The organism is Reichenbachiella sp., from assembly GCF_039969095.1.
GTDB lineage: Bacteria > Bacteroidota > Bacteroidia > Cytophagales > Cyclobacteriaceae > Reichenbachiella.
In genome coordinates, this window is record NZ_JBDVOL010000011.1 from 649214 (window position 1) to 661331 (window position 12118).

Annotated in this window: 7 protein-coding genes; 5 read left to right on the forward strand and 2 right to left on the reverse strand. The window is 39.2% G+C overall.

Annotation, left to right across the window (positions count from 1 at the left end; translation table 11 throughout):
* Positions 1-203: 203 nt before the first annotated feature.
* On the forward strand, positions 204-2351 hold the full coding sequence (locus tag ABJH98_RS11260; RefSeq protein ID WP_348307774.1) for a transglycosylase domain-containing protein: 2148 nt from the start codon (positions 204-206) through the stop codon (positions 2349-2351).
* A 65-nt stretch (positions 2352-2416) separates the two neighbouring features.
* Here the strand turns inward: ABJH98_RS11260 and ABJH98_RS11265 are convergent, their stop codons facing one another.
* Together ABJH98_RS11265 and ABJH98_RS11270 are read right to left on the reverse strand one after the other, a co-directional pair.
* Complete coding sequence (locus ABJH98_RS11265; RefSeq protein WP_348307775.1) at positions 2417-3907, reverse strand: hypothetical protein; 1491 nt, start codon at positions 3905-3907, stop codon at positions 2417-2419.
* 278 nt (positions 3908-4185) lie between these two features.
* A complete protein-coding gene (locus ABJH98_RS11270; protein WP_348307776.1) occupies positions 4186-4713 on the reverse strand; it encodes a PH domain-containing protein in 528 nt (175 codons plus the stop codon).
* A 76-nt stretch (positions 4714-4789) separates the two neighbouring features.
* Here ABJH98_RS11270 and ABJH98_RS11275 point away from each other — a divergent pair, with 76 nt between their 5' ends.
* From ABJH98_RS11275 to ABJH98_RS11290, 4 genes are all read left to right on the forward strand, one after another.
* Complete coding sequence (locus tag ABJH98_RS11275; RefSeq protein ID WP_348307777.1) at positions 4790-6559, forward strand: ATP-binding protein; 1770 nt, start codon at positions 4790-4792, stop codon at positions 6557-6559.
* Positions 6556-7185: a response regulator transcription factor gene (locus ABJH98_RS11280; protein WP_348307778.1), complete on the forward strand. Its 630-nt coding sequence runs from the start codon at positions 6556-6558 to the stop codon at positions 7183-7185. The genes ABJH98_RS11275 and ABJH98_RS11280 overlap by 4 nt, the downstream gene beginning before the upstream one ends.
* A gap of 122 nt (positions 7186-7307) precedes the next feature.
* Entirely contained in the window at positions 7308-8588 is a 1281-nt protein-coding gene (locus ABJH98_RS11285) for a sodium:proton antiporter (protein ID WP_348307779.1), read from the forward strand.
* Positions 8589-8853: 265 nt separating this feature from the next.
* On the forward strand, positions 8854-12078 hold the full coding sequence (locus tag ABJH98_RS11290) for a M43 family zinc metalloprotease (RefSeq protein ID WP_348307780.1): 3225 nt from the start codon (positions 8854-8856) through the stop codon (positions 12076-12078).
* Positions 12079-12118 lie beyond the last annotated feature (40 nt).

Below are 12118 nucleotides of genomic sequence, written 5' to 3' on the forward strand. Positions count from 1 at the left end.
TATTTATTTATTGCAAAAATACGATAGAGTGATTGGATTGATTGTTAGTTCATAAGATTTCTTTCATACCTCAACAATAATTATGGTTTTATTGGTTCCACTTTCGGAATAAATTTATTAAGAAACCACATACCATAAGATATTTTCAGGAACCTACCATTTCATCAATTATTTGAAGAATATTGCGTTTGATATTCCAGCACATGACAAACAAGAAGAGAAAGAAGCCTAATCGAAAAAGTGGAAAAAAAGCCAGCTCATTCAGCCTTATAATCAATTGGTTCCTGAGACTGATCGTTTTTGGATTAGTGATTTTCATTCTTTTTTTTGGTGCGGTTCATTCTGGTGTATTTGGCCCCATGCCTAGCAATCAAGATCTAGAAAACCTGATCAATTCTCAAGCTTCAGAAGTCTATAGTCAAGACGGTAAACTCATCGGTCGGTATTATCTAGAAAACCGTTCTGAAGTAAAAATTGATAGCATCTCTATTGACATCATTCATGCATTAGTAGCCACAGAAGACTCCCGATTCTATGACCACCATGGAGTGGATCATCAGGGGATGCTGAGGGTATTGATTAAGTCGATCATACTTGGACAAAATGCTGGTGGAGGAAGTACCATTAGTCAACAATTGGTAAAGAATGTATTTGGCCGTGAAGATCATGGCTGGCTCACCATGCCAGCTGTGAAAGCTCGAGAAGCTGCCATTGCCAATAAATTAAATGAGGTATATACCAAGGATGAAATTCTCGAATTGTATCTCAATACAGTTTCTTTTGGAGAAGATACATATGGCATTAAAACAGCCTGCGAGCGATTTTTCTCTGTCTCACCTGCCGAGATTAAAACAGAACAGGCTGCAGTGCTGATTGGAATGCTCAAAGCGCCCCACTCGTACAATCCACGGCTCAATCCAGAACGATCTAAAACAAGACGAAACATAGTCTTAGGTCAAATGGAGAAAGAAGGTTTTTTATCACCTGATTCAGCTTCCTTTTTGAAAGAGCTTCCATTGGAACTCAACTACAATCGAAACATCAGTGAAGCCTCTTCGGCACAGCACTTGACCCAACATTTAAAGCTACGTCTTGGGAAATGGCTAAATGAAAACCAAAACGAAGAAGGACAAGCTTTTAACCTAGAAACTGATGGTTTGAAAATCTATACCACAATCGACTCACGCATGCAGCAGTATGCACAAGAAGCTGTAGTCGCACATCTTGATCACTTACAAAAAGCATTTGATACTGATCTAAAACAGCAAGGCAAATGGTCAGCTGAAATAGATGCGACTTTGCAGTCTGGATTTTTGGTGTCAAACCCTCATAACGGTAATGTTTTAGCATGGGTAGGTGGACGCGATTTCAAAACTTCTCAGTACGATCATATTCTATCTGAGAGACAAGTAGGTTCTGTCTTTAAACCGATTGTATATGCCAAAGCTTTGGAAGATGGGTACGTACCTTGCGACTTTATCCCGAACCGACAAATCGAATACACACAGTATGACGGCTGGACGCCACAAAATTCCGATGGAGATTATTCAGGCAGCTATTCTATCCTTGGTGGACTGACGCATTCGATCAACACCATTAGTGTGCAACTCCTGATGGAATCAGGCATTGAAGATGTGATCGAGTATGCAGAAAGTTTGGGCGCTAAAAGCGATTTACCCGAAGTACCGTCTATTGCGCTAGGTGTCGCTAATATGTCTATACAAGAAATAAGTAAAATCTACACCCCATTTGCCAATGAAGGCTGGCAACATTCGCAAGTGATCATCACACGTATAGAAGATACTAACGGACAAGTTATATTTTCCAATGAATTGGATGCTTCTGAACGAGTGGTTTCTGAAAAAGTTTCCAGGCAAATTACCAACATGATGCAATCAGTAGCCAATCAGGGAACGGCCAGAAGGCTCAGAAGTTGGTACGGCATTCAGGGACCAATTGCTGCCAAGACAGGCACCACACAAAACCATGCTGATGGCTGGTTTGTGGGCTATACCCCCGATTGGCTTGGTGTAATATGGGTAGGTGCAGATAATCCAGGCTTGCATTTTAGCTCGATCAAAGACGGTCAAGGTGCAAATATGGCACTTCCCATCTGGTCCAAATTCTATCAAAAAGTAAAGGCCGATCTTGAGCTCAGCAAACAAATGCAAAGCTCGTTTCCTTTTTCCAATGACCTCGACTGTGAGCTTTTTCAAGAAGACAATTTCTTACAAAAAACTTTTAGAAAGAAGCTCAAAAAGAACAAAGACACAGGCCTAGAAGAATCTGAAGAAGAGGAAGAGCCTAAGAAGAAAAAACGATTCTGGGATATTTTTAAGAAGAAGAAATAGACAAAAACAACAAAAAAAGGGTGCAATCCAACGACTACACCCTGCTTAATTAATTAAGAATTTGTTTATTTCTTTTTCTTATCCACTTTTTTAGTTGGAGTGAATTCTACCATTTTTCCTTCCACGTCTTTGGTCCCTTCAAGGTAAAATAGCACCAATGGAGCGCTTGTGGTTTTTTCAATGGCATCCGACCATTTGGGTACCGCTTTCGTAAAACTGCCAAAACCACCACTACTCACACTGCTGGCTCCAAAGTAGTTGATATTAGCTTTTACAGGAGATTTCAATATTTTACTCCAGGATTCTGTTTGATTCCTTTCTTCGTGATATTTCTGTTTACTATCACTTTGTGAATTACAGTAAATTTCGCCTTTGGCTGTAGCCATATTGACAAACACAACTTGAGTTTGCTTATTATCAGAAATTTTAATTCTATTGATATTAAACTCCTTGGCCATATTTCTCTGACAAGTCAAAATTTCCATTTTACCACCTTCATATCTGAATCCAGCTCCAAATCTCATTCCAGGTCTGCTCGCCAATAACTCACCTGCCGCTTCAATTTTTGGTGCTTCAATATTCACGATTTGAGTATATACAGTACGCGATACCACAGGCTTTCCATCCGGTTCTATCAATTTGAATAACATAACTTGATCAGACGACATTTGAATTTTTGAGAAACTAGGTAAATTATCATGCGAAGTATCATAATACAGTCCCCAAATCGAGTTGTCGCTTGCCGTAATGAGATCTAAACCTGCACCTGATCCAAACCGTTTGTAATAAGCAATGGGCGTCTTTTCCCAAGAATTCAATTTCTCATTGGTAGTTTTATATACAGCCACTTTACCATTCGGCATATCCTGATCCATGAGCATGTACCAGCACTTCTGAATTGGGTGATAAGTCAGTCCTGCTCCCCCACTATTCATTCCTTCTTGTGTAATTCTACCAGCCTCAACCGAACAAAAAGGATCTTTAGCCAAATCAAATATTTTTGCCATAGAGCGCGCTTCTCTGGTCGACCCCAAAGCTGCCTGACTTACACCGTATTCAGCTTCTATTGCAACGGTTAAATAATTACCTGTCACTTGAATAGAACAAGGATGCGGGTAGCCTTTTTCCAATTCGACCAATTTACCCTTCTTGGTATTTGTATTATAAATCCAAAGTTTACCATATTCTCCCATCTTAGCTTTTTTCGAAGCTTCAACCTTATCAGAAGAAACTTTTCCGCTACTAAATGCCACATAGATGAAATTTTTGTATTGTCCAACCGCCTGAGCATGCCACCCTCCCAAAACAGCCTTTACGTCCATACTTGACCCGTTCAACGTTTCTTTTGAAGAACCAGAATTTGCCATAGCAGTCAATAATTTCGGCTGATCTCCATTCAGCCATTTCACATCCACTCTGTTTATTTTTTTTGGTAATACTGTTACAGCTTCAGTTTTAATCTTTTTCTCCTTATTGATATTTTCGAAAGTAAAAGCAGGAAAAATCAAGCAAACGATAGCCAACAATATGCTCATTAATAAATATGTTTTTTTCATCAGTTTAATAGTTATAGTCTATACTTCATTGAATTTAATGTGCTAATAGTAAGCTAGTGAATTTGGTGCTCTACTCCAACAATTCATTCTGTTACTCGATTAAGTTTCTATTGATTTTTTTCTGTATTAATTAATTACTTCTCTTACTAAAATTCTGATTCACAGGATATGATTTAGCCGAATCCAAAAGATAAAATGACATCTAATGAATACTTCAAACGTCACAACTATATGTAGCAAAATGAAGGCTATTTTAATGACATGCATGAAAAAACAAATTATTTATTGTTTAATTCCTTCAATAGCCCCTTGATATCTCTGAGCAAAGCCACTACTTCTGAGGATTCACTTGCTAAATCATTAGATTGCTTTCTGTCAGACAGCTTCTCTCTTTGAGCCAACACGGCATCTTTGAAAGCATTGGCTTCAATGATTCCTACCAATTGCATATCGCTTTTCATCGGGTGCCCCTGACTAGCCGTTTCTATTTTGAGGATTTTGAGTTGAAGAAATTTTAGCAAAGGGTTTTCAATGAAAGTCAAATCTTGAATATTCTCTAGCGGAATGGTTTTCTCTACTTTGAACATTACCCCCTTCTTGAATTGCAAATGATGTGAGGTCAAAGAGCAACTCAAACTTTCAAAATATCTCCTGCTGATATATTGACCCAATCCCAAAAACCATAAAGGCAAAAGCACAATTCCAAAAATCGATAGGGCCATAAAAAAGGAAACTAAGAGTAACGTATATAGTTTGATGTTGGGGCTAAACTCAGCAGCAAGTATTGGTTCTGATGATTTTGTCATAGGTATATCGAATTTTGCTCTTACGAAAGGTATTAAACAATTCTCAGTCATCCGGCTCTTTCAACTACTAATAAATTTGTCAAGGGTACTTTATTTGATTCAAAAGAAAACCTATCATTGTACCATGCTGTTCAACCGACTCAATATTGGCAACAAATTAGCCCTGATTATGATTGGGTTGTCTCTAGCCGTTTCAGCCTTTTTGTCTTATCTATTTTATGTGCAGTTCGACGCAGCTTTGAAAGAAAGGGTTTTGCTCCAGCTTTCTTCTGTGAAACAGCTCAAAATTGTAAAAATCAGAAAGGAACTGAATGAAAAATACGACGCTTTTAGGGCTCGTTCAATAAATCCAAATGAAACAGAACCCTCTGACCTTTTTTTTCATGAAGGTATTTATGCCAGTGTTCCTGATTCTTTATTAGGTTACCCTATACCTAAAAAACTGGAAGATATTGAACAAAGAATAACCATATTCGACCTGACCCAGCATAATCCTTCGCATGAAATTACCATTGGTTTAATATCTCAAATTGAAAGTGGCTATTTAATTGCATTGGCAGAGGAGCCAGAGATACAAAGCATTTTGCTCGAACGAACTGGCTTAGGCCAAACAGGTGAATCTTACATTGTAGGCAGCGATTTCAACCTTAGAACTAAATCACGTTTTCTTCGCGACAGTCCAAAAAATGTCCTAGTCAAATCTGAAGGTGTCTTGCGAGCATTAAATGATCAACCTGGTGAAGATTTGATTTATGACTATCGTGGCACACAAGTTTTCAGTAGTTACGAAAAAATCGAATTGAGCGGTCTCAAATGGGTTATTTTAACGGAAATAAACCATCAAGAAGCCTTGTTTCCTCTAGAGGAATTGAAAAACAAACTAATGATAACATTATTAGTTATCATTTTTTTGGTTCTCATTGGTTCTTATTATTTATCAAGAAAAATGGTAAGCCCAATTGTAGAAATGGAGCAAAAATTGATTGATATGTCAAAAGGTATTCTCGATCCTATCCATCCTACACAAACCAGCAAGGATGAAATTGGACACATGTTTGAAGCCTTGAACAAATTGGTGAATGCTTTGAATGAGGCCATTGTTTTTGCTGGTGAAATTGGTGCTGGTAATTTTCAGGCGTCTTATCAATTACTTAGTGAAGATGACAAACTAGGTCAAGCACTCAAGCAGATGAAAGAAAAACTCCAAGAATATCAGAAAAACGAACAACACCTCTTGTTAGAAAATCAAAGATCTATTCTGAATGGTGAAGAAGGTGAACGATCCAGACTTTCTAAGGAAATGCACGACGGACTTGGCCCTATGCTAACCACTATGAAAATGAGTATACAGTCCGCTGAACTCTCTACTCCTACCAAAAAAAGCTTGTTGAAACATATTGATGAAACGATCAGAGAAGTCCGTCGAATGTCAAATAATCTAATGCCAAGTGTTTTGGCTGATTTTGGTGCAGGAGAAGCTATTGGTAATCTTGTCGATCAAATCAATGAAAGCTCAGATATCAAAATTCGCTATAAAAATGACATGTCAAGTGAAGCAAAGATTGATGATTCTATTCAAATCACGCTATACCGAATAGCTCAAGAGTCTATAAATAATGCTATTAAACATTCTGGAGCCAAAGAAATCAAACTTTCTATCACGGCTTTTGACAATCGTGTAAGTTTTTTTGTTTCAGACAATGGTGCCGGATTCGACCCCAATCAACACACCAAGGGTAATGGACTGCGCAATATGAAAGAACGTGTTAAATTAGCCAACGGTACTTTAGATATTGTAAGCGAACGTACAGGAACCACTTTAGAAATTGAAATTCCAATCCAATGAGTAAGATAAAAATTATTGTAGCAGACGATCATCAATTATTCCGTGAAGGAATTATTGCGTTGCTTGCAAAAAATGAGTCTCTGGATATCATAGGCGAAGCTGCCTCTGCCAATGAACTGTTTGAATTGATGGACAAGAATGTTCCTCATGTGGTACTGATGGATATCTCAATGCCTGAAACCAACGGCTTAGATGCGATCAAAGTAGCCAGAGACAAATATCCCGATTGTAAGTTTATAGTGCTGACCATGCATGCAGAAGGTCAGTATGTAGTGAAAGCCGTTCGAAATGGTGCTTTTGGTTACTTAATCAAGAATGCAGATGAGAACGAATTAATTGCCGCCATTGAAGCAGTTGCATTAGGCAAGAAACACTTCAATAATGAAATTTCACAATTGATGATTGGCAATATGGCACTCGAAGGAGAATCCCATAAAAAACTCTCCGATCGAGAAATGGAAGTATTGGAATTAGTCTCTGAAGGACGCACGACTAAAGAAATTGCCGACCAACTTTTTGTAAGTGCCAGAACTGTAGATACCCACAGAGTAAACATGATGAAAAAGCTGAGTGTGCAAAACACTGCCGAACTAATTAAAAAAGCTGCGCACTTGAAGCTCATCTAAGCCTCAGTATTTATACTGAGCAGACTATACAAATAATTGCATATATATGACTAATACACAAATCATTAACTTAGTGACTTGAAATTAAGGGTAAAACTCAGAATTCTTAAAACAATAGAACCATGCAAATATTCGACATCATTGCAGTACTGATTTTTTTCTCAGGATTATTCATTTTTATAAATACATTCTATCTCAAACTACCCTCCTCTATCGGACTAAGTATATTGGCACTTATCCTTTCTTTGGTGGTTCTTATATTCGGAAAAGTATATCCTGAGTTTCATCTTGCAGAACAAGTGAAGGCTTACGATATGGAAGATGTGCTAGTCAGGTTTGTGCTTAGTGTCATGCTTTTTGCTGGAGCTCTTAATATAGATTTTGGGAAATTAGGAGATCAGCTGGTTCCTGTCATCGTATTGGCATTTTTTGGAGTCGTTATTTCTACTTTTATCATTGGTACATTAGTCTATTATATGCTCGATTTCATGAATATAGAAATGAGCTATATTGGAAGCTTGGTTTTTGGAGCACTTATTTCATCCACAGACCCAGTGGCTATCACCAAGATCATTCATAGACACAAACTTTCCGTAGAATTAGAAAACAAGATCTCTGGAGAAGCATTACTCAATGGTGGGATCGCTATCGTACTAGCTTTGGTGTTGGTTAGCTTACACAGAGAACAAGCTGTCGTTGGCACCTTAAGCATAGGAAGTTCCATTTGGGTCTTTTTAAGAGACTTGGGTGGTGGATTGATTGTAGGTCTCTTTTTTGGATGGTTGGGCTATCAAGCTTTGAAGTATATTGACAATGATGAGGCTCAAGTAGAAGTGCTGATTACTATGGCCTTGGTCATGGTGGGATCTTATGTAGCCAATTATCTTAATGTATCTTCCATGCTCGTTGCAGTAATGTCTGGCTTAGTCATCCGCAACTCTGAAAAATCTGAGGACGGTGAAAGCGCTGTAGGATACTATGTCTTTAAATTCTGGCAACTGATGGAAGAATCTTTAGCTGCCATGCTGTTTGTGCTCATCGGATTCGAAATGCTCGTTATCCCTCTAAGATTAGACTATTTTGCTGCTGGTTTCTTTGCATTAAACATCGTATTATTCGCTCGCTGGGTGAGTGTATACCTTCCCATCAAATTTATGTCTTCCAGCCATGCATTTGATAAAGGGACCGTATCGGTGCTTTCTTGGGGTGCATTGCGAGGAGGACTACCCGTTGCTGTATCTTTGGCATTGTCTGGATTTCCAGGTCAAGAGATCATTGTAACCATGACCTACGTGGTGGTGGTTTGCTCGGTGATCTATCAAGGATTTACACTTGGCCATGTGGTCAAGTCCTATCAAGCTCAGCAATATCCAAGTCATGGGATGAAAACTGGAACCAGCTAAAAAATTTCAACACCAAAGTAAGTTGTTTTCCTACACCAAAATTATTGACAGCAAGTTATATTGGTGGTTTTGAATGGAAATATGGAGGCTTCATCTGAGCCTCCTATTTTTATTTGTTTTAATTTTATATAACAGTTAAAATCGAAATTTTATACCATTCGGTTAAGATTCTACTAACAGTCGACAATTTATTACTTGATAGTGCTTTGTAAAGCATGGAATTTACGGTTACTAAATTTTATTTTTTTAACTAACCAACAATTCTATGAGAGGTATTTTATCTATTATGATGGCAATATTGCTGTCATCTATTTTCAACCCAAAGGGGTTGATCGCCCAAACAACGGGCATAAATTGTGGCACTTCCAAGGTCATGGAAGAGCTTTATAAGGCAAGGCCAGAAGCTAAAAAAAATGCGGAGGCATTTAATAATTTTACTCAGGCTTTTAGCGCACAACGCTCTTCACAAAAAGCAGCTAATGCTAACTATACTATACCAGTAGTATTTCATGTATTTGGAACTGATTTTTCTGGTTCCTCAGTGACTCAAGCCATAATCGAAGATGCATTACAAAAGACCAACGAAGATTTTAATGGTTTAAACAACGACTATGTTGATGTATCTGCACTTTTTAGTGGAAGAAAAGCAACATTAGACATTGATTTTGCTCTAGCCAAAATAGATCCTAATGGCAACGCCACTACAGGCGTCACCTTCAACCCAGTAAAGTCAGGCTTCGGAAATGGAGGCGGATACGACAGCCAGATTCAGCAATATGCTTGGGACAACGACAAATACATGAATATCTATATCATGTTGGATCTTTATGACGATGGTACGACCTACAACTCAGGAGTGGCTTGGTACCCAGACCAATGGATGACTGATAACAACTTAGCCAGAGTCGTTTACAACGGCAGATATTTAGGTTCAAATACAAGCGAAAATTTCAGAAGAGTACTCACTCATGAGTTTGGTCACTTTTTAAACTTGGCGCATACATTCGACAATGGCTGTGCCTCTCCTGGAGACAATGTAAGTGATACTCCTCCAACGACATCAAACTCAGGAACTTGCAACTATTCTGTGGAAACCTGCAGTGGCGCAGGCCCAGCCAATGGCGAAAACTTTATGGATTATTCTGAATGTTATAGAATGTTTACACAAGGTCAGGTAGCACGAATGGAAGCAGCACTGGGTCATACCTCTCGCCAGCCGCTTTGGCAACCTTCCAATCTAGTAGCCACAGGTGTTGATGGCATAGGGGCTCATTTGCTTTTATCATCTACTTCATTTCAAGAAGATCCAAACAATGACGGAACCGTGAGTGCCCAAGCTAATATCACAGCAGAAAACGGAGCTTCCTTTGCTACCACGGGCAATTTGACTGAAGGCGTACATTACACGACGACTAACCTGCCTTCCGGATTGAACATTTCAATTACGGTTAATAATAGTACTTCGGCCACTTTTACATTATCAGGAACAGCAAATAATCATAGTGCTGCCAACAGTTTAAGTGATCTTTCCATCACTTTTTTGAACCCAGCAATTACAGGTGGAGCTGGGAGCTTATTTAGCCCTACCCTCACCATGGGAATCGAATTTATTGACCCATATCAAATCGTGTATGAAGACATGACTGATGTATCAGCCAATGCTTCATCTACCTGGACTCACTTTACAATAATTACCGGAAGTGATTATGGTGTATGGTATGACAATGGAAAGCTTCGATTGGAAACCTACACCAAACCCATGATGTGCGAAGGAACTACCAGAAACCTTTCAAAGCTGAATTTCGGAGATCCGATCAATGCATCATCCAACTGGGTAGCTGGAGGTGCTTATCCAGATGAACATGATTTACGCTCAAGTGAATATACTGTATGGGATGGAGCTTCTGGGTACATTGGTTTCCAAGTGACTAACAATCAAGGTTTGAACATTCATGGCTGGTTCAGAGTCACAGTTTCCGCCAATGGCAATTCGTTTACCATTCATGATTATGCCTACAATGAGGATCCTAGTGGAACAATCACAGCTGGACAAACCGCTCCTACGACTGGCCAAGCACCAGAAGCTGCATTTTCCACATCTGCCACAACGATAAATGAAGGTGAGTCTATCGTGTTTTCAGATGAATCTACTCACACGCCTACGAGCTGGAATTGGACGTTTGAAGGAGGCACTCCTGCAACTAGCACAGATCAAACCCCTGAAGTGACCTACCTAACAGCAGGAGTCTACGAAGTAACTCTCGAAGTCTCTAATTCAAGTGGCAGTGATGTAATTACTCAATCAAATTATATTACTGTAAATGAAGTAAGCACTTCCGAATATTGCGAATCTGCAGGTAATCGGGTTTCCTACGAGTGGATCGCAAATGTCTCGGTAGACAACTTTTCAAATTCTTCAGGTGCGCAGACCTATTCGGATTTCACTAGTCGTACCATTTCAATGACTAAAGGACAAAGCCATTCTATTTCCTTAACACCTGGTTTTTCTGGCTCAGCCTATAACGAATATTTCAGAGTCTGGATTGATTACAATCAGGATGGAGATTATGAGGATGCAGGCGAACTAGCCTTTGATGCAGGATCTGCCTCAAGCTCAACGGTGAATGGATCTATCACCCCTCCTCCTTCGGCCGTATTAGGAAACACAGGCATGAGAGTGTCTATGAAATACAACTCTGCGCCTTCCTCTTGTGGTGACCAAGGAGATGGTGAAGTAGAGGATTATACAGCCAACATCAGCGAGGGCACGACCAATCCCCCAGCAGACTATTGTACAGTAAACAATGGTGCTCCGAGTGGTCAATACATCAAAAGAGTGCAATTAGGTTCTATTGATAACAGTACTAATTATGTATCAAGTGGATATTCAGATTTTACTTCACAAAGCACGACTTTGTCAGGTGGTCAATCAACTTCCATCACAGTTACACCACACACCACCTGGAGCAGTACTGGCGCTAAGGCCTGGATAGATTGGAATCAGGATGGTGATTTTGAAGATGCCAATGAAGAAGTACTTTCTGGCTCTGGTTCAGGCGGAAGTTATACTGCCAATTTCAACGTACCAACATCTGCAACTAATGGTTCTACCAGACTTAGAGTAAGAGCACTTTATGGAGGCCCTATAAACCCTTGCGGAGATGGATACTTTAGTGAAGTAGAAGATTACACTGTTCAAATCACTGGTGGAGCTGCAGGACCTGCCGAACAAGAAGTTGTATACGGCAGTGTTAAGATTTATCCTAACCCATTCAAAGATTTCATTCAACTGGATTTAACTGGTTTTAAGGCCGAAGAAGTGCAAGTCAGTCTATTTGACCTTACTGGTGCTATTAAGTTTCAGCAAATGATTTCTTCGAGTGTACGTCAATTGAGACTTGGAGCAAACTTAGAAGGTGGATTCTATGTACTCCAAATCAAAACTGATCAATTACGTCAAACCTTTCGCGTAATCAAATCAGATCAATAATTAAAAAGAAAGCCGGTATATGCCGGCTTTCTTTCATTTA